At 68.0% G+C, this 18,068-nt stretch carries 14 protein-coding genes and 1 rRNA gene; 5 read left to right on the top strand and 10 right to left on the bottom strand.

Annotation, left to right across the window (positions count from 1 at the left end):
• The first annotated feature begins 2 nt into the window (after positions 1-2).
• The 4 genes from QSJ95_RS21130 to QSJ95_RS21115 all read left to right on the top strand — a co-directional run bounded on the left by QSJ95_RS21130 (position 3) and on the right by QSJ95_RS21115 (position 4,608).
• Positions 3-1,343: a hemolysin family protein gene (locus QSJ95_RS21130; protein WP_058488024.1), complete on the top strand. Its 1,341-nt coding sequence runs from the start codon at positions 3-5 to the stop codon at positions 1,341-1,343.
• Between the two features lie 486 nt (positions 1,344-1,829).
• Positions 1,830-3,143: a C4-dicarboxylate transporter DctA gene (locus QSJ95_RS21125; RefSeq protein ID WP_058072121.1), complete on the top strand. Its 1,314-nt coding sequence runs from the start codon at positions 1,830-1,832 to the stop codon at positions 3,141-3,143.
• A gap of 65 nt (positions 3,144-3,208) precedes the next feature.
• The gene (locus tag QSJ95_RS21120; RefSeq protein WP_064584893.1) at positions 3,209-3,910 is read left to right on the top strand and encodes a FadR/GntR family transcriptional regulator; all 702 of its coding nucleotides are present in this window, start codon (positions 3,209-3,211) and stop codon (positions 3,908-3,910) included.
• Positions 3,907-4,608, top strand: a complete 702-nt coding sequence (locus QSJ95_RS21115) for a GntR family transcriptional regulator (protein WP_285645106.1) — start codon at positions 3,907-3,909, stop codon at positions 4,606-4,608. Before QSJ95_RS21120 ends, QSJ95_RS21115 begins: the two co-directional genes overlap by 4 nt.
• Here QSJ95_RS21115 and QSJ95_RS21110 read toward each other — a convergent pair.
• The 4 genes from QSJ95_RS21110 to QSJ95_RS21095 all read right to left on the bottom strand — a co-directional run bounded on the left by QSJ95_RS21110 (position 4,598) and on the right by QSJ95_RS21095 (position 9,092).
• Positions 4,598-5,494, bottom strand: coding sequence for a peptidoglycan DD-metalloendopeptidase family protein (locus QSJ95_RS21110; protein ID WP_285645104.1), 897 nt, complete (start codon positions 5,492-5,494; stop codon positions 4,598-4,600). The genes QSJ95_RS21115 and QSJ95_RS21110 overlap by 11 nt on opposite strands.
• Before the next feature lie 92 nt (positions 5,495-5,586).
• Entirely contained in the window at positions 5,587-6,492 is a 906-nt protein-coding gene (locus QSJ95_RS21105; protein WP_064584895.1) for a response regulator, read from the bottom strand.
• A gap of 89 nt (positions 6,493-6,581) precedes the next feature.
• A complete protein-coding gene (locus QSJ95_RS21100) occupies positions 6,582-7,892 on the bottom strand; it encodes an MFS transporter (protein ID WP_069862980.1) in 1,311 nt (436 codons plus the stop codon).
• 24 nt (positions 7,893-7,916) lie between these two features.
• Positions 7,917-9,092 carry a M20 aminoacylase family protein gene (locus QSJ95_RS21095; RefSeq protein WP_069862978.1) on the bottom strand — a complete coding sequence of 392 codons (1,176 nt, stop codon included), beginning with the start codon at positions 9,090-9,092 and terminating at the stop codon, positions 7,917-7,919.
• Positions 9,093-9,248: 156 nt separating this feature from the next.
• Here QSJ95_RS21095 and QSJ95_RS21090 point away from each other — a divergent pair, with 156 nt between their 5' ends.
• Entirely contained in the window at positions 9,249-10,199 is a 951-nt protein-coding gene (locus tag QSJ95_RS21090; RefSeq protein WP_285645100.1) for a LysR family transcriptional regulator, read from the top strand.
• A 420-nt stretch (positions 10,200-10,619) separates the two neighbouring features.
• Here QSJ95_RS21090 and phoU read toward each other — a convergent pair whose 3' ends face one another.
• The 6 genes from phoU to rrf form a co-directional block, all read right to left on the bottom strand.
• Positions 10,620-11,348: a phosphate signaling complex protein PhoU gene (gene phoU, locus QSJ95_RS21085; RefSeq protein ID WP_009614205.1), complete on the bottom strand. Its 729-nt coding sequence runs from the start codon at positions 11,346-11,348 to the stop codon at positions 10,620-10,622.
• A gap of 74 nt (positions 11,349-11,422) precedes the next feature.
• Entirely contained in the window at positions 11,423-12,259 is an 837-nt protein-coding gene (gene pstB / locus QSJ95_RS21080) for a phosphate ABC transporter ATP-binding protein PstB (RefSeq protein ID WP_043268067.1), read from the bottom strand.
• A gap of 55 nt (positions 12,260-12,314) precedes the next feature.
• The gene (gene pstA / locus QSJ95_RS21075; protein WP_043268065.1) at positions 12,315-13,991 is read right to left on the bottom strand and encodes a phosphate ABC transporter permease PstA; all 1,677 of its coding nucleotides are present in this window, start codon (positions 13,989-13,991) and stop codon (positions 12,315-12,317) included.
• 26 nt (positions 13,992-14,017) lie between these two features.
• A complete protein-coding gene (locus QSJ95_RS21070; RefSeq protein WP_502945298.1) occupies positions 14,018-15,994 on the bottom strand; it encodes an ABC transporter permease subunit in 1,977 nt (658 codons plus the stop codon).
• Between the two features lie 438 nt (positions 15,995-16,432).
• Positions 16,433-17,404: a phosphate ABC transporter substrate-binding protein PstS gene (locus QSJ95_RS21065; protein WP_009614214.1), complete on the bottom strand. Its 972-nt coding sequence runs from the start codon at positions 17,402-17,404 to the stop codon at positions 16,433-16,435.
• 588 nt (positions 17,405-17,992) lie between these two features.
• A 5S ribosomal RNA gene (gene rrf, locus QSJ95_RS33050) occupies positions 17,993-18,068 on the bottom strand; the annotation flags it as partial.

Here is an 18,068-nt window from a genome sequence, read left to right as displayed (position 1 = left end):
CCATGGACCCTTCCCCCAGTAGCGAATTGCTGACCTATTTCGCCGATTTCGGCCTCGTACTCTTCGCCCTTCTCCTCGTCCTGCTCAACGGCTTCTTCGTCGCCGCCGAGTTCGCCATGGTCAAGCTGCGCGCCACCCGCGTGGAGACCATCGCCAAGCAGCACGGCTGGCGCGGCAGCATCCTGCGCAAGGTGCACAACCAGCTCGACGCCTACCTCTCCGCCTGCCAGCTGGGCATCACCCTGGCCTCCCTGGGCCTGGGCTGGGTCGGCGAGCCGGCCTTCGCCGAGCTGCTGGAGCCGCTGCTGGCCGCGGTGGGCGTGCACTCCGAGGAAATCATCCGCGGCGTGTCCTTCTTCAGCGCCTTCTTCATCATCTCCTACCTGCACATCGTGGTCGGCGAGCTGGCGCCCAAGAGCTGGGCGATCCGCAAGCCGGAGCTGCTGTCGCTGTGGACCGCGGTGCCGCTGTACCTGTTCTACTGGGCGATGTACCCGGCCATCTGGCTGCTCAACGCCAGCGCCAACGCCATCCTCAAGATCGCCGGCCAGGGCGAGCCGGGGCCGCACCACGAGCACCACTACAGCCGCGAGGAACTCAAGCTGATCCTGCACTCCAGCCGCGGCCAGGACCCCAGCGACCAGGGCATGCGCGTGCTGGCCTCGGCGGTGGAACTGGGCGAGCTGGAAGTGGTGGACTGGGCCAACTCCCGCGAAGACCTGGTCTACCTGGAGCGCCACGCGCCGCTGGCCGACGTGCTGGCGACCATCCGCCGGCACAAGTACAGCCGCTACCCGGTGTTCGACGCCGAGAAGGGCGAGTTCACCGGCCTGCTGCACATCAAGGACCTGCTGCTGGAGCTGGCGACCACCGACAGCCAGCCGGAAACCATCGACCTGGACGAACTGGCCCACCCGCTGGAGCTGGTGACCAAGCACATGCCGCTGTCGCGCCTGCTGGAGCAGTTCCGCCAGGGCGGCGCGCACTTCGCCCTGGTGGAGGAAGCCGACCACAAGGTGATCGGCTACCTGACCATGGAAGACGTGCTGGAAGTGCTGGTCGGCGACATCCAGGACGAGCACCGCAAGACCGAGCGCGGCATCCTCGCCTACCAGCCGGGCAAGCTGCTGGTGCGCGGCGACACCCCGCTGTTCAAGCTGGAGCGCCTGCTGGGCATCGACCTCGACCACATCGAGGCGGACACCCTCGCCGGCCTGGTCTACGAGACCCTGAAGCGCGTGCCGGAAGAGGAAGAAGTGCTGGAAGCCGAAGGCCTGCGCATCATCGTGAAGAAGATGAAGGGCCCGAAGATCGTCCTGGCCAAGGTGGTCAAGCTGGACTGACGCGGCTGCCAACTGCGCCGAAGCGCCTTTCGTAGGAGCGACCGTCTTGTCCACTGCACCGGGGCGCTTTTCGTAGGATGGGTTGAGCTTGCGAAACCCATGCTGTTGCGGTGATGGGTATCGCTTCGCTCAACCCATCCTACGGGTGTTGGGTTTGTCGGAAGGTGTAGGAGCGGACTCCGTCCGCGATTGGGATAGCCAACGCACCGGCCTGACCAGTTGCGTTCCACCCACGGGCCCTCCCCCATCGCCCGCTAAAAAATCCCCACCCCCAGCAGCTCGTTGGAAGCTCCGTCCTAGAGCTTCCACGTCCTACTCAAAGGCCACTCCCCAAAACCACTCGTCGCCCCATCGCCGCATTCGCTCTTGCCAGCGGCGCCACATGGGCATAAGTTGAACTGGTCTGACCGGTAATACCAGAACAATAACTGCGCGCCTCAGCCCTCCCCCGTGGATGCGGACGGGCGCAGACAACGGAGACCTTCAATGCTCATCCACCGCTGTTCCCGCTCGATCTTCCTGCAAGTGGTGCTCGGCCTGGCCCTCGGCGTGCTGTTCGGTGTCGGCCTGCCGGAGCTTTCGTCCCAGCTCAAGCCCCTGGGCGACGGCTTCATCAAGCTGATCAAGATGCTCATCGCGCTCATCGTGTTCTGCGTGGTGGTCAACGGCATCTCCGGCGCCGGCGACCTGAAGAAGGTCGGGCGCATCGGCCTGAAGTCGGTGGTCTACTTCGAGATCCTCACCACCATCGCCCTCCTCCTCGGCCTGCTGGTGGCCTACGGCAGCGGCCTGGGCAACGGCGCCAACATCGACCTGAACGGCCTCTCCGCCGGCGATGCCGCGACCTACGCCGCGCACACCAAGGACATTCACGGGCCGGTGGACTTCATCATGGGGCTGATTCCCACTTCGGTGTTCAGTGCCTTCGCCAACAACGACATCCTCCAGGTGCTGGTGTTCGCCGTGCTGTTCGGCAGCGCCCTGAACTTGGTGGGCGAGCAGGCCAGCGGCGTGGCGCGGCTGATCAACGAGTTCAGCCACGTGGTCTTCCGCATCATGGGCATGATCGTGCGCCTGGCGCCGCTGGGCGTGTTCGGCGCCGTGGCCTTCACCACCAGCCGCTACGGCCTGGAGTCGCTGAGCCACCTGGGCGCGCTGGTGCTGGTGTTCTACCTCACCTGCATCCTCTTCGTATGCCTGGTGCTGGGCACCGTGCTGCGCCTGAGCGGCGTGCGCCTGCGGCCGTTCCTGCGCTACTTCCGCGAGGAACTGCTGATCGTCCTCGGCACCGCCTCTTCCGACGCCGTGCTGCCGCAGGTGATGCGCAAGCTGGAGAACATGGGCATCCGCAGCTCCACCGTGGGCCTGGTGATCCCCACCGGCTACTCCTTCAACCTCGACGGCTTCTCCATCTACCTGACCCTGGCGGTGGTGTTCATCGCCCACGCCACCGGCACGCCGCTGGCCATCAGCGACCTGCTGACCATCCTGCTGGTGTCGCTGGTGACCTCCAAGGGCGCCCACGGCATCCCCGGCTCGGCCCTGGTGATCCTCGCCGCCACCCTCGCCGCGGTGCCGGCCATCCCCGCTGCGGGCCTGGTGCTGGTGCTCTCGGTGGACTGGTTCATGGGCATCGGCCGGGCGCTGACCAACCTGATCGGCAACTGCGTCGCCACCGTGGTCATCGCCCGCTGGGAAAACGACATCGACCTGCAACGCACACGTTCGGTACTCAACGGCGAACCCGGGGCGAACAAGACCCTGGTCGCCACGCCCGGCAAGGGCGAACTGCGCGGCTGACGACAGCCGCCGCGCGCGCCGCTCCAACAGGCGCGGCGCGCGCCTTAACTGCCTCAGGAGCAACCATGTTTTCCTCATCCAAACTGGTCAATTCAGTGGTTCAGAAACTGCTCGAGACCATAGAGCAAGGGCGCTGGGCGGCCGGCCAGATGCTGCCGGGCCAGCGCGAACTGGCCGAGCAGCTGGAAATCAGCCGGCCCAGCCTGCGCGAAGCCATCACCGTGCTGGAGACCCTCGGCGTGGTGCGCTCGCTGCCCGGCAAGGGCGTGATGGTGCTGGAGCGTGACGAAAACGCCCTGCGCGAGATCCGCGCCCCAGCCACGGCCACCCTGGAAGACGTGCTGCAACTGCGCTACGCCCTGGAACCCTTCATCGCCGGGCTGGTGGCGCAGAGCATCGACGGCGACTCCCTCGGCCGCCTGCGCCTGCTGCTGCTGGACATGCGCGAAGCGGTGGAGGACGGCCGCGCCGCCGCCGTGGTCGAGGCCTACAACAGCTTCCACCGCAAGCTGGTGGCGCTGACCTCCAACCCGATCTTCCTCAGCGTCTCGCAGCAGATCGCCGGCGCCCTGGAGCAGAGCGACCACCTCATCCAGCGCAACGCCGCCCACGCCGAGGAACTGCTGGCCGAGCACGAGGCCATCGTCCGCGCCATCCGCCAGCATGACAGCGAAGGCGCCAGCCAGGCCATGCGCCAGCACATCCTCAACGAAGGCCTGCGCCTGAACCTGGCGCTGCGCGTGCCGGAAGCGGGGACCGGGCGATGAACGGCGAAACCGGCCCGCGCCGCCGCGGCCAGGCCCAGCGGATCTACGAGGACCTGCACGCCGCCATCCTCTCGCGGCGCCTGCGGCCGGCCGCGCCGCTCAGCCAGGAAACCCTCGGGCGGATCTTCCACGCCGGCCCCAGCAGCGTGCGCCGCGCCCTGCAGCGCCTGGCCCGGGAAGGCGCGGTGGAACTGGCGCCACGGCGCATCGCCAGCGTCGCCCGCCCCGATCCGCAGCGCCTGCGCCAACTGCTGGAAACCCGCCTGCTGCTGGAAAGCGACATGCTCCGGCGCCTGGCCGGAAGGCTGGACGGGCAAAACCTGGCGGAACTGCGGGAAATGCTCGCCACCCAGCGCCGCTGCCTGGCGGCGGACGACGCGCTGGGCGCCCAGGAATGGGCCCGGAACCTGCACCTGCGCCTGGCCCAGCTGTCGGCCAATCCCCTGTTGCCCGATCTGCTGGGGCCGCTGCTGGAGCGCCTGGCCGTGAGCATTGCCCTGGGCCGCGGCCAGGCCCATACCGCGGACAGCTGCCGGCAACAGGCCGAGATGCTCGAAGCCCTGGCTGAAGGCGACGCGGAGCGCGCCTGCGCCTGCCTGGAGAATTACCTGCGCGGCGTGGGCGAACGCCTGCGCTTCGCCCCGCCGCCGACCACCGACCTGCGCGCGGCCTTCGCCGGGAAGCTGGCTATTCCTTGACCACCGCGAAGTTCGGCAGGGTGCCCACCGGCTGGGCGAAGTCGTAGGGGATGGATTCCAGCGCCAGGCCGACGTTGCGCTGCACCACGAAGTGCAGGTGCGGACCGCTGCTGTTGCCGGTGTTGCCCGAGCGCGCCAGGGGCGTGCCGACGCCGACGCGCTGGCCCTCGCTGACCAGCACCGAGCCGCGCATCAGGTGCAGGTAGACGCCCATGGTGCCGTCGTCGTGGAGGATGCGCACGAAGTTGCCGGAGGGGTTGTTGCCGCGCCCGCTCTGGGCGTTCTCCACCTTCACCACGGTGCCGCCGCGGGCGGCCACGATGGGCGTACCCTCGGGCATGGCGATGTCCAGCGCGTAGCGGCTCTTGGGGGTGAAGTGGCTGTACTTGCCGTTGGCGCCCTGGCTCAGGCGGAAGGGCCCGCCACGCCAGGGCAGCGGATAATCGTAGGGCACCGGTTGCAGGCGCGGGTCGCCCAGGGCGTAGCGCAGCTTGGGCTTGTACTGCATCGGCCGCGACGCGTCGCGCGGGCTCAGCGTGGCCAGGCGGATGGCGCTGCGCGGCGCCAGCACCCAGCGGATCGGCTTCTCCGGCACGCCCACGGCGTTCTGCGCGGCGCTCACGCTCAGCTCCACTTCCACCGGGGCGTAGAGGTCGTTGCGCACCTGCAGGGTTTCGAAGCCGTCGTGCCTGAGCGTCTGCAGCTTCACCTGCTGCTCCAGGTGCTCGACCATGCGGTCGCGGAAGACGAACACCTGCGCACCCGCCACGGCCTTGTCCGTGTAGGTGACCACGCCATTGGCGTCGACGTACTTGTAGATGGTCACGGCCGCAGCCGGCCCCGCAGCCATCCATAGACTGCAGAGGAAGAAAAAGCGCCCTAGCATGTCGACTCTGGTTATAGGTATTCGACGCCAGCAAGACTAGCAGCCGAGACCGGCAGCGGCGAGCCGCCGGCCGTCGGGCTGTGAAGCAGGCCTCAGGCGCCGGGGACGTAGTGCTTCTGGGTGCTGCCGCGGGCGATCAGGCGCGACAGGTAGTCGAGCTTCTGCGGGTCGCGGTCGACGAAGCGCAGCAACAGCAGCAGCCACTCGCTGTCGGGCTTGGGTTCCAGCGCCGCCACTGAGTGCAGGTAGCCGTTCAGGCGCGCCACCTCGTTGTCTTCCTCCAGGTCGAGCACCGCGGTTTCCAGCACCTGCGGCAGCACCTGGCCGCGCTTCACCACCAGCTGCGCCTCCTTCAGGCTGAGCCCGCGGATCACGCAGGGCAGGCTGGCATTGGGCAGGCGCAACTGCCCCTGGCCCTTGCCCTGGGCGCCACTGCGCGCAGGCGCGGGGGCCGGCGCGGCAGCAGGAGCCGGACGGGCGGGCGCCGGGGCCGCGGCTGGAGCGGCCGGGGCGCGAACCACCTCGGCCTTGCCGCCGGTGAGGGCGGCGAGGGAGTCGTTCGGCGGGCCGCTGGCCAGGCTGCGCTGCGGCGCCGAGGCCAGCAGCGCATCGAGCTTGCCGGCGCGGCTCAGGGCCTTGCGCACCTTGCTCACCAACTGGTCGTTGGAGAAGGGCTTGCCGATGTAGTCCGACACCCCGGCCTGGATGGCCTGGACCACGTTCTCCTTGTCGCCGCGGCTGGTCACCATGATGAAGGGCACGTCCTTCAGCGGCGCCTGGGCGCGGCACCAGCCGAGCAGTTCGATGCCGGACATCTCCGGCATCTCCCAGTCGCAGAGGATCAGGTCGACCGCGTGGCGGGCGAGGTGCTGCTGGGCCTTGCGGCCGTTCACCGCCTCCTCGATGCGCAACCCCGGAAAATGGTCGCGCAATCCCTTCTTCACCAGGTCGCGGATGAAAGGTGCATCATCCACCACCAGAACACTGACCTTGCTCATCGTCGACTCCCTGGAACGCCAAGGCGAAGGATAGCCTCGGGCACTGGCAGGATGCCATGCCGACGTGACCGGTCGGACACATCCGTCAATCAATCCAGCGTTCGCCCTACGGTTTCCGGAGCCATCCGCAACCCGGCCAGGCATAGCAGGATGGCGCCCACCAGGTACCAGGCCGGCGCGTTCGGGCTGCCGGTGAGGTCGATCAGCCCGGCGGCGAAGAACTGCGCGAAGCCGCCGAACAGCGCGACGCCGACGCAGTAGGTGACCGACAGGCCGGTGGCGCGGATCGCCGCCGGGAACAGCTCCGGCAGGATCGCCAGGGACGCCACCATGCCGTATGTCAGCGGGATGTTGAGCAGCCCCACGATCAGCAGCAGCAGGCCGATGCTGGGCCATTGGTTGAGCAGCAGGAACGCCGGGTAGGTCGCCAGCAGCAGGATCGGCAGCGGCCAGAAGATCGAGCGGCGCCGGCCGATGCGGTCGCTCAGGCGCCCAGCGTGGGGCGCCAGCAGCAGCGACGGCAGGCTGCTCACCACCGCGGCCCAGGTGGCGACGCCCAGCGGCATGCCCAGCACGCTGATGGCGTGGTTGGCCAGGTAGAACTGGGTGATGTAGACCGGCACCGAGACGCCGATCACCAGCAGCACGCCGGTGAGCAGCTGCCGCGGATGCCGGCACAGCAGCGCCAGGCCGCCTTCCCGCGCCTGCCGGCTGTCGCCCTGGGTGGCGGCCGGCAGGGTTTCCTCCAGGCGGTGGCGGATGTATTCGCTGACCGGGATGGCCAGGATGCCCACCGCGAAGACCGCCCGCCAGCCCCAGCTGTCCATGGCCTCGGGGCTCAGCAGGTTGCTCAGCGTCAGCACCACCAGCGCGCCCATGATGGTGCCCAGGCTCTGGCTGAACACCTGCCAGCTGCAGTAGTAGGCCCGCGAGCCCGAGCCGGCGTACTCCATCAGGATGGTGGTGGCGGTGCCCACCTGCCCGCCGACGGCGAAGCCCTGCAGCAGGCGCGCGACTATGATCACCAGCGGCCCGACCAGCCCGGCCTGGGCATAGGTCGGCGCCACGGTGAACAGCAGCGCGCCCAGGGCCATCAGCCACAGCGTCAGGCGCATGGCCGCCTTGCGCCCGGCGCGGTCGGCGTACAGGCCGATCAGCAGGCCGCCGAGCGGGCGCATGACGAAGCCGGTGCCGAACACCGCGAAGGACAGCATCAGCGAAGTCAGCGGGTTTTCCCCGAAGGGGAAGAACAGCCGCGCCATCAGCGTGGCGAGCAGGCTGTAGACGAGGAAGTCGTAGAACTCCAGGGCGTTGCCCAGGCACACCGCGGCGATGGCGCGGGTGCGCCCGGCACGGGAAGGTTCGGCACTCGCAGCGAAGGATGTCGTTCTTGTTGTCATGCTGGGATTCCCCGCGGGAAGGATTCAGGCCAGGAAGCGCTGCGCCAGGCGGACCCAGAAGGTCGCGCCCAGCGGCAGGATGCGGTCGTTGAAGTCGTACCCGGGGTTGTGCACCGCGCAGCCGCCCTCGCCGTCGCCATTGCCGATCATCAGGTAGCAGCCGGGCGCCTGTTCCAGCCAGAAGGCGAAGTCCTCGCTGGCATGGATGGGCCGCGGCTCGGGCTCCAGGCCCTTGTCGCCGAGCCAGTCGAGGACCAGCTCGCGGACCAGCCCCGCGCAGCCGGGGTCGTTGACCAGCACCGGGTAGCCGTCCACCGCCACCAGGACTTCCGCGCGGGCGCCGAAGCTGGCGGCCTGTTGCTGCGCCAGTTCATGGATGCGCCGCAACAGCAGCTCGCGCACCTGCGGGCTCAGCGCGCGCACGCTCAGGCGCAGTTCGGCGCTGTCGGGGATGACGTTGCTGGCGTCGCCGGCGAGGAAGGCGCCCACGGTCAGCACCGCCGCCTCGGACGGCGGCACGTTGCGCGACACCAGGCTCTGCAGGGCGCTGACCAGCGCGGCGCCGGCGAGGATCGGGTCCACCGTCTGCTCGGGCATGGCGCCGTGGCCGCCGCGGCCGTGGATGAGGATGGTCACGTCGTCGGCCGAGGCCATGCACGGCCCCGGCATGACCATGAAGCGCCCCTCGGCCAGGCCGGGCAGGTTGTGCATGGCGAACAGGGCATCGCAGGGGAAACGCTGCAGCAGGCCCTCGTCGAGCATGCGCTTGGCCCCGGAGCCGCCATGGCCTTCCTCGGCGGGCTGGAAGAACAGGTGCAGGGTGCCGCGCCAGTTGCGCTCGCGGGCCAGCTCGCAGGCCGCGGCCAGGAGCATGGCGGTGTGCCCGTCATGGCCGCAGGCGTGCATCTTGCCGGGCACCCGGCTGCTCCAGGGCAGCCCGCTCTGCTCGTGGATCGGCAGCGCGTCCAGCTCGGCGCGCAGGCCCAGCACCGGGCCGGGGCCATTGCGCAGGGTGGCGATCACCCCGGTGCCGGCCATCTCGGCGATCTCGTAGCCCCAGGCGCGCAGCCGTTCGATGACACGCTCGCGGGTGGAGTACTCTTCGAAGCCCAGCTCGGGTTCGGCGTGGATGGCCCGGCGCAGTTCGACCATTTCCGGGACGATGGCGGCTATGCCCGGCGCTATACAGGCTCTGTTCATCGGCTCGCTCCTGTTTTTCTTGTGGGATTGGACTGGATCGATGCCCGTGACCGGCCGGTATGCTGGGCGTGGATTACCCTAGCGTCGGCGCCGCATGCGCATAAGCCAAAAAAATGTTGTCGTGACGACCTCCGGTGTTCGGAGGGGAGGCGAGCGTTGAAACTGCATCAGTTGCAGGCTTTGATAGCCGTGGCCGACGGCGGCGGCATCCGCGCCGCGGCCCGTGGCCTGGGCCTCAGCCAGGCCGCGGTGACCCGTGCCCTGCGCGAGCTGGAGGAGGAACAGGGGCTGCCGCTGCTGATGCGTCACGCCGGCGGCGCCCGGCTGACCACCGCCGGGCAGGTGCTGCTGCCCCGCGCCCGGCAGATCGCCACCCAACTCGACAGCGCCCGCCAGGAACTGGCCGCCCTGCGCGGCGAAGGCGCGGCAACGCTGTGCGTCGGCGTCACCCCCTGGTTCGGCCAGACCTTGCTGGGCAACGCCCTGCAGGCCTTCCGCAGGGACATGCCGCAGGTCCACCTGGAGCTGTACGAGGGGCTGCAGGCGGTGATCCTGCCGCTGCTGCGCACGGGCCGCATGCAGTTCGCCCTGGGCCCGGCGGGCATCCTCCAGGGCGCGGAATTCGTGCATCAGCCGCTGGCGCACTACCGCATGCAGGTGGTGGCCCGCAACGGCCACCCACTGGCCGCGTCGCGCTCGCTGAGGCAGTTGCTGGAGCACGACTGGACGATGAACTTCACCGCCGACCGCTACGCCGAGACCACCCATGAACTGTTCGGCCAGCATGGCCTGCAGATCGCCCGCGAACGCATCGTCTGCGCCCATTCCGCGGGCATGCTCAGCAGCCTGATCGTCGACGCCGGCCTGCTCGGCTACGCGCCGCAGCCGATGATGCTCTGCGAACCGCTGCGCAGCGGCGCACGGGCCCTGGCGCTGGAGGAACCATTGCCGGACGGGGACATCAGCATCATCCGCCTGCGCGACCAGGGGCTGGACGCGACCTCCCGGCACTTCGTCCATTGCCTGCAGCAGGCGCTGAAAGACAACAGCCGCGCCCGCGATCCCGCGGGCCGGCAGTTGGCGGAGATGGTGAGGTTGAGTTTCTGAGCGGGCCAAGACCGCGGCGCGCTTCGTAGGAGATCTCATCCGCGAATCGCGCCGGGACATCCGGCTATCGCGGACAAGGTCCGCTCCTACGAAGGAGAAATACCGTGCCTCCCGGCAACCTGTAGGAGCGGGCCCTGCCCGCGATTTCGCGCGCAGGGCGCGCTCCTACAGGGGAATGGCGCGGGTGGGGCAGCGTAGGAGCGGATCTTATCCGCGAATCGCGCCGGGACATCCGGCTATCGCGGACAAGGTCCGCTACCCCCTACGGACGGGCACGGCCCCTCGTAGGATGGTGTTGAGCGAAGCGATACCCATCGCCACCACCGCATGGGTTTCGCAGTCTCAACCCATCCTACGAAAAGCGGCTCGGCGCAGCAGGGTTGGCGTTTCGGCGAGCGCCGCCATGAGCCCAGGTGCGGCTCAGCTATCGGACTTGCCCTGCACTTCTTCCTTCATGCGCGTCAGGCCGATGTGGCGGACGTCGGTGCCGCGCACCAGGTAGATCACCAGTTCGGCGATGTTGCGCGCGTGGTCGCCGATGCGTTCCAGCGAGCGCAGGGCCCAGATGACGTTGAGCACGCGGGAGATGGCCCGCGGGTCTTCCATCATGTAGGTCACCAGTTCGCGCAGGGCGGTCTTGTACTCGCGGTCGACGGTCTTGTCGTACTGTGCCACCGACAGCGCCAGGTCGGCGTCGAAACGGGCGAAGGCGTCCAGCGCCTCCTGCACCATCTTGCGCACCTGGCCGCCGATGTGGCGCACCTCGACGTAGCCGCGCGGCGACTCGCCTTCCTCGCACAGCTGGATGGCGCGGCGGGCGATCTTCGAGGCTTCGTCGCCGATGCGCTCGAGGTCGATCACCGACTTGGAGATGCTGATGATCAGTCGCAGGTCGGAGGCCGCCGGCTGGCGACGGGCGAGGATGCGCAGGCATTCCTCGTCGATGTTGCGCTCCATCTGGTTGATCTGGTCGTCGATCTCGCGCACCTGCTGGGCCAGGCCCGAGTCGGCGTCGATCAGCGCGGTGACCGCGTCGTTGACCTGTTTCTCCACCAGCCCGCCCATGGCCAGGAGGTGGCTGCGCACGTCTTCCAGCTCGGCGTTGAACTGCTGGGAGATGTGATGGCTGAGACTTTCTTTGTTGATCATGTGGTTTCGCTCCGCGAAAGCTGCAGGCTACGCGCCGAAGGTTGCAGATTTATGATGCGGCCGCCGCCCGGCCCTTAGCCGTAGCGCCCGGTGATGTAGTCCTCGGTCTGCTTCTTCGCCGGGTTGGTGAAGAGCGTGTCGGTGTCGCCGAACTCGATCAGCTTGCCCATGTACATGAACGCCGTGTAGTCGGACACCCGCGCGGCCTGCTGCATGTTGTGGGTGACTATCACGATGGTGAACTTGGATTTCAGTTCGTAGATCAGTTCCTCGATCTTCAGCGTGGAGATCGGGTCCAGCGCCGAGCAGGGCTCGTCGAGCAGCAGCACTTCCGGCTCCACCGCGATGGTCCGGGCGATCACCAGGCGCTGCTGCTGCCCGCCCGACAGGCCCAGGGCCGACTCGTGCAGGCGGTCCTTCACTTCGTCCCACAATGCCGCGCCCTTGAGCGCCCATTCCACGGCCTCGTCGAGGGTGCGCTTCTTGTTCACACCCTGGATACGCAAGCCGTAGACCACGTTCTCGTAGATGGTCTTGGGGAAGGGGTTGGGCTTCTGGAACACCATGCCGACGCGGCGGCGCAGCTCGGCCACGTCCACGCCGCGGGCGAAGATGTCGTGGCCATCGAGGCGGATCTCGCCTTCCACGCGGCAGTCGTCGACCAGGTCGTTCATGCGGTTGAAGCAGCGCAGCAGGGTCGACTTGCCGCAGCCGGACGGGCCGATGAAGGCGGTCACGCGCTGCTTGGGGATCTGCATGGCGACGTCGAACAGCGCCTGTTTCTGGCCGTAGAACAGGTTCAGGCCGGGCACTTCCAGGGCCACGGTTTCCTTGTCCAGGCGCATGCCCTCGCGGATCGGCCGGCCGAGGGCGGCGAGGTCGATGCCATGGCGATGGGGTTCTTGTTGCATCTCGTCTCTCCCGTTGGAGGCTCGGGCCGCCGCCTGCGCAGGCGGCGGCCGCGGATCAGTTTTCCAGCGCCTTGTACTTCTCGCGCAGGCGGTTGCGGATGGCGATGGCGGAGAAGTTCAGCAGGGCGATCACCAGCACCAGCAGCAGCGCGGTGGCGTACACCAGCGGCCGCGCGGCCTCGACGTTGGGGCTCTGGAAGCCGACGTCGTAGATGTGGAAGCCCAGGTGCATGATCTTCTGGTCCAGGTGCACGTAGGGGTAGTTGCCGTCCACCGGCAGCGACGGCGCCAGTTTCACCACGCCCACCAGCATCAGCGGCGCCACTTCGCCGGCGGCGCGGGCCACGGCGAGGATCAGGCCGGTCATCATGGCCGGGCTGGCCATGGGCAGGACGATCTTCCACAGCGTCTCGGCCTTGGTCGCGCCCAGGGCCAGGGAGCCCTCGCGGATCGCCCGCGGGATGCGCGACAGGCCTTCCTCGGTGGCCACGATCACCACCGGCACGGCGAGGATCGCCAGGGTCAGCGAGGCCCAGAACAGCCCCGGGGTGCCGAAGGTCGGCGCCGGCAGCGCCTCGGGGAAGAACAGCCGGTCGATCGAGCCGCCCAGCACGTAGACGAAGAAGCCCAGGCCGAACACGCCGTAGACGATGGCCGGGACCCCGGCGAGGTTGTTCACGGCGATGCGGATCACCCGCGTCAGCAGGCCCTGGCGCGCGTACTCGCGCAGGTAGACCGCGGCGATGACGCCGAACGGGGTGACGATCACCGCCATCACCAGGGTCATCATCACGGTGCCGAAGATCGCCGGGAAGATGCCGCCCTCGGTGTTGGCCTCGCGCGGGTCCTCGCTGAGGAACTCCCAGAGCTTCTTGAAGTAGAACGACAGCTTGGCGCCGAAGCCCATGGCGTTGGGCTGGTAGGCGTGGACCAGCTTGCCGAGGCTGATCTCGGTCTCGCGGCCGCCGGCCTCGCGCATCACCACGCTGTCGCGGTTGAACTGCTGGCGCAGCTCGCCCAGCCGGTCTTCGTACTCGCGGTAGCGTCCCTGCAGCTCGGCGCGGGCGGCGGCGAGATCGGCCTGGGCGGTGGCATCCAGCTCGCCGTGCAGTTGCAGGCGGCGCTCCTTCAGGCGCAGGCGCTCCAGCTCGTGGTTGATGCTGCCGATATCCTTCTTCTCCAGCTGGTAGAGCTGGTCGTACAACCCTTCCACCCGCCGCAGGCGCTGCTGCAGTTCAGGCATGGCGCCGGCGCCCTGGGCCACCACCTGGCCGTCCTGTTTCACGCTGACCAGGTAGCCGTAGTAGTTGCCCCACTCGCGGCGCTCCAGGGTCACCAGCTCCTGCGGCCAGCGCCGCTCGGCGAGCCAGTCGCCGATCACCCAGGAGAAGTCGCTGCCGTAGAGATCGCGGTTGCCCAGCTTGAGCAGCTCGCGGGTCATGAACTCGGGGCCTTCGGCGGGCACCGGCAGGCCGGCGCCGCGCAGGCGTTCGCGCGGCACTTCCTCGACCTGCACTTCTTCGCCGATCAGCACCTTCGCCTCCTGCCCGGGCACGCTGTAGCGCGCCTCCAGCACGTCGGCCGGCCAGAAGTGGCCGAGGCCGCGCACGGCGATGACGGCCAGCAGGCCGAGGGTCATGATCACCGCGATGGAAACCGCGCCGGCGTTCATCCACACCCAGGGAGAACCGCTGGCGAACCAGGCTTTCAGCGTTTCCTGCTTCTGTTTCACTTGGAAAGTGCCTCTTCAGACGCCGGTCAGAGCGACGCGTATTTCTTCCGCAGCCGCTGACGGATCAGTTCGGCCAGGGTGTTCATCACGAAGGTGAAGGTCAGCAGCACCAGCGCCGAGAGGAACAGCACGCGGTAGTGGGTGCCGCCCACCTCCGACTCGGGCATTTCCACCGCCACGTTCGCCGCCAGGGTGCGCATGCCCTGGAAGATGTTCATGTCCATCACCGGGGTGTTGCCGGTGGCCATCAGCACGATCATGGTCTCGCCCACGGCGCGGCCCATGCCGATCATCAGCGCCGAGAAGATGCCCGGGCTGGCGGTGAGGATCACCACGCGGGTCAGCGTCTGCCAGGGCGTGGCGCCCAGGGCCAGGGAGCCGTAGGTGAGGCTGCGGGGCACGCTGAAGATGGCGTCCTCGGCGATGGAGAAGATGTTCGGGATCACTGCGAAACCCATGGCCAGGCCGACGATCAGGGCGTTGCGCTGGTCGTAGGTGATGCCCAGGTCGTGGCTTATCCACAGGCGCATGTCGCCGCCGAAGAAGGCGGTTTCCAGGTGCGGGCTGAGCCACAGGGCGAAGGCGCCGACGCCGAGCACCACGGGAATGAGGATGGCCGCTTCCCAGCCGTCCGGCAGCGCCAGGCGGATGCGCTCGGGCAGGCGGCTCCAGAGCAGGCCGGCGAGCAGGATGCCCAGGGGTGTGAGCAGCAGCAGGCTGAAGATGCCCGGCAGGTGGCCTTCGACGTAGGGCGCGAGGAACAGGCCGGCGAAGAAGCCGAGGATCACCGTCGGCAACGCCTCCATCAGCTCGATCACCGGCTTGACCTTGCGGCGCATCGCCGGGGCCATGAAGTAGGCGGTGTAGACGGCCGCGGCGATGGCCAGCGGGGCGGCCAGGATCATTGCGTAGAAGGCCGCCTTGAGGGTGCCGAAGGTCAGCGGCGCCAGGCTCAGCTTGGGCTCGAAGTCGGTGGTGGCGGCGGTGGACTGCCAGACGTACTGCGGCTTGTCGTAGCTTTCGTACCAGACCTTGCTCCACAGCGCGCTCCAGGAAACCTCCGGGTGCGGGTTGCTCAGATCGAAGCCGCGCAGTTGACCAGCCTGCTCCAGCAACAGGCGGTTGGCCCGCGGCGACAGGGCCAGCACGCCGCTGGCCGGCGCCACCTGCTGTTCCAGCAAAGTGCGGTGCGCGGTGCTGTGGAACACACCGAGTTCGCCGGCGCTGTCCAGGGCGACGAAGCCTTTGCGGCGCTGCTCGGGAACGATGGCAGTGATCGGCTTGCTGCCCAGCTGGAAGTCGCGCACGTGTGCCAGGCGCGGTTCGCCGTCGGTGTCGCGGGCCATGAACCACTGGCTGATGCCGCCGTCGGAGTTGCCGATCATCAGCGAGATGCCGCCCAGCAGCTGGGCGCTGGCGGTGACCTCGCGGTTGGCATGGTCGAGCAGCTTGTAGCGGCCGTTGAGCTGGCGGGTGCGCAGGTCGAAGACGTCGGCCTGGGCGCGGCCGTTGATGACGTACAGCCACTGCTTGCGCGGGTCGATGTAGATCGCCTTCACCGGGTCGGCGATCTGCGGCAGGTTCACGGCCTCCTGCTCCAGGGTGGTCTCGCCGGTGAGCATGTTCTCCTGGCTGGTCAAACTCAGCAGCAGCATCTGGCTGCCGCTGGAGCCGGCCAGCAGCAGGCCGTCGTCGTCCGAGGCCAGGGCCACGTGCTCCAGCGCGCGGCCTTGCGGGTCGAGGCTGATGGGCGCCTCGCCGTAGGGGTAGTCGATCTGCGGGGTGATGGTCTTGCGGTTGTCCGGGTAGGTGACCTGGTAGGCGTGGCGGAACACCAGCGCCTGGCCGTTGGACAGGCCCAGCGCCACCATCGGGTGCCCCGGCTGGTCCTCGGCGATGGAGACCACCTGGCTGCCGGCCGGCAGCTTGAGCGCCTGGCGGCTGAGTTCGGCGCCGCTGTCCAGGTCGAAGAACAGCACCTGGCCGTCGGCGGCCACGCGCATGGCCACCTGGTTCTGCTCCTCGATGCTCAGCAGCAGGGGCGCCTGTACTTCCTTCAGCCAGGCCGGGGCCAGGGGCGCGCGGGCGTCCAGCTCGGCGCCGCGGAACAGCGGCAGCACCACGTAGGCCAGGTAGAAGAAGATGAGGGTGATGGCCACCAGCACGGACAGCCCGCCGACCAGCACGTACCAGCGCGTCAGGCGGTCCTTGAGGGCGCGCATGCGGCGTTTGCGACGCAGGGTCGGGGTGTTGAAATCGATCCGCTCGGGGGTGGAATTGCTCATCGACGAAGTGGCCAGGTCATTCATGGGGGCGACACGCTTGCGGCAGTCTATGACAGAAACATGACACAGAGATGACGAGACGAAGCCCGTCGGCAGTTGCCTGCCAACGGGCTGGGTCACCTACCGCTCAGCCCATGGGGCCGGCGGGGGCGCTACCTAGAGTCCCAGTTCCTTGACCGCCTTCGCCGCGACCTTGGCCGGCAGCGGGATGTAGCCGTCCTTGACCACGACTTCCTGGCCGGTCTTGGACAGCACCATCTTCAGGAATTGGGCTTCCAGCGGGTCCAGCGGCTTGTTCGGCGCCTTGTTCACGTAGACGTAGAGGAAGCGCGCCAGCGGGTAGGTGCCGTTCAGGGCGTTCTGCTCATTGTCCTCGACGTAGGGGTCGCCCTGCTTCTTGGCCAGGGCCACGGTCTTCACGCTGGCGGTCTTGTAGCCGATGCCGGAGTAGCCGATGCCGTTGAGCGACTGGCTGATCGACTGCACCACCGAAGCGGAACCCGGCTGCTCGTTGACGTTGGGCTTGAAGTCACCCTTGCACAGGGCCTCTTCCTTGAAATAGCCGTAGGTACCGGACACCGAGTTGCGGCCGAACAGCTGCACCGGCTTGTTGGCCCAGTCGCCGCCCAGGCCCAGGTCGCTCCAGGTCTTCACGTCCTGCTTGGCGCCGCACAGGCGGGTGGCGGAGAAGATGGCGTCGACCTGCTGCATGGTCAGGCCCTTGATGGGGTTGTCCTTGTGCACGAAGACGGCCAGGGCGTCGACCGCGACGGGCACGGCGGTGGGCTTGTAGCCGTACTTCTGCTCGAAGGCCTGCAGCTCGACGTCCTTCATCTTGCGGCTCATCGGGCCGAGGTTGGCGGTGCCCTCGGTGAGCGCCGGCGGGGCGGTGGAGGAGCCCGCGGCCTGGATCTGCACGTTCACGCTCGGGTACAGGCGCTTGTACTCCTCGGCCCAGAGGGTCATGAGGTTGGCCAGGGTATCGGAGCCCACGCTGGAGAGATTGCCCGAGACGCCGCTGGTCTTCTGGTAGTCCGGCAGCGCCGGGTCGATCGCGGCGAAAGCGCTGGCAGCGCCCACGCCGGCGGCGGCGAAGGTCAGCGCCGCCATCAAACGCTTGAGTTTCATGCCTTGCTCCTTGAGGAAAGGCCGACTGGCTGGAATTCGGCGCCGCTCTCATGGGGCGCGAGCAGACTCTATGAAAGCAATGTGACAGCCAGATGAAAACCGACAGGCTCGGAGAAGAAATGTGACGGTATTTATTACGAAATATTTCATTCGCAACGAGCGCCGAAGAAACGCCTCGCAGGAAGGGTTTCGAGGCCTGAACCCACCTGTAGGAGCGGGCCCTGCCCGCGATTTCGCGCACAGGGCGCGCTCCTACAGGGGAATGGCGCAGGTGGGGCGGCGTAGGAGCGGATCTTATCCGCGAAACGCGCCGGGACCGCCGGCTATCGCGGACAAGGTCCGCTCCTACGGGTGCAGGTCCCGCATAGGATGGTGGCGTCGGCGGGACGCGTAGGATGGCGTTGAGCGAAGCGATACCCATCGCCATGGCCATGCCTCACGTGTAGGAGCGGGCCCTGCCCGCGATTCGCGCGCAGGGCGCGCTCCTACAAGGGGAATGCAATGGCGTGGATGGGATCACCCCGGCTTTCCGCGCCCCAAAAGCAAAACCCCCGACCAGCCAGGCTGATCAGGGGTTTTGGGATAGGTGCTTGACGATGACCTACTCTCACATGGGGAAACCCCACACTACCATCGGCGATGCGTCGTTTCACTGCTGAGTTCG

The organism is Pseudomonas sp. NBRC 100443 (genome assembly GCF_030268185.1).
GTDB classification, from domain to species: Bacteria; Pseudomonadota; Gammaproteobacteria; order Pseudomonadales; family Pseudomonadaceae; genus Pseudomonas; species Pseudomonas citronellolis.
Note: the sequence above shows the minus strand (reverse complement) of the source record. Positions and strands in the feature narration are given on the sequence as shown.

Excerpts from the sequence above, each read along its gene's own strand:
- QSJ95_RS21130 (WP_058488024.1), top strand. The coding sequence starts at position 3 with ATGGACCCTTCCCCCAGTAGCGAATTGCTGACCTATTTCGCCGATTTC.
- QSJ95_RS21125 (WP_058072121.1), top strand. The coding sequence starts at position 1,830 with ATGCTCATCCACCGCTGTTCCCGCTCGATCTTCCTGCAAGTGGTGCTC.
- QSJ95_RS21120 (WP_064584893.1), top strand. The coding sequence starts at position 3,209 with ATGTTTTCCTCATCCAAACTGGTCAATTCAGTGGTTCAGAAACTGCTC.
- QSJ95_RS21115 (WP_285645106.1), top strand. The coding sequence starts at position 3,907 with ATGAACGGCGAAACCGGCCCGCGCCGCCGCGGCCAGGCCCAGCGGATC.
- QSJ95_RS21110 (WP_285645104.1), bottom strand. The coding sequence starts at position 5,494 with ATGCTAGGGCGCTTTTTCTTCCTCTGCAGTCTATGGATGGCTGCGGGG.
- QSJ95_RS21105 (WP_064584895.1), bottom strand. The coding sequence starts at position 6,492 with ATGAGCAAGGTCAGTGTTCTGGTGGTGGATGATGCACCTTTCATCCGC.
- QSJ95_RS21100 (WP_069862980.1), bottom strand. The coding sequence starts at position 7,892 with ATGACAACAAGAACGACATCCTTCGCTGCGAGTGCCGAACCTTCCCGT.
- QSJ95_RS21095 (WP_069862978.1), bottom strand. The coding sequence starts at position 9,092 with ATGAACAGAGCCTGTATAGCGCCGGGCATAGCCGCCATCGTCCCGGAA.
- phoU (WP_009614205.1), bottom strand. The coding sequence starts at position 11,348 with ATGATCAACAAAGAAAGTCTCAGCCATCACATCTCCCAGCAGTTCAAC.
- pstB (WP_043268067.1), bottom strand. The coding sequence starts at position 12,259 with ATGCAACAAGAACCCCATCGCCATGGCATCGACCTCGCCGCCCTCGGC.
- QSJ95_RS21070 (WP_502945298.1), bottom strand. The coding sequence starts at position 15,994 with ATGCGCGTGGCCGCCGACGGCCAGGTGCTGTTCTTCGACCTGGACAGC.
- QSJ95_RS21065 (WP_009614214.1), bottom strand. The coding sequence starts at position 17,404 with ATGAAACTCAAGCGTTTGATGGCGGCGCTGACCTTCGCCGCCGCCGGC.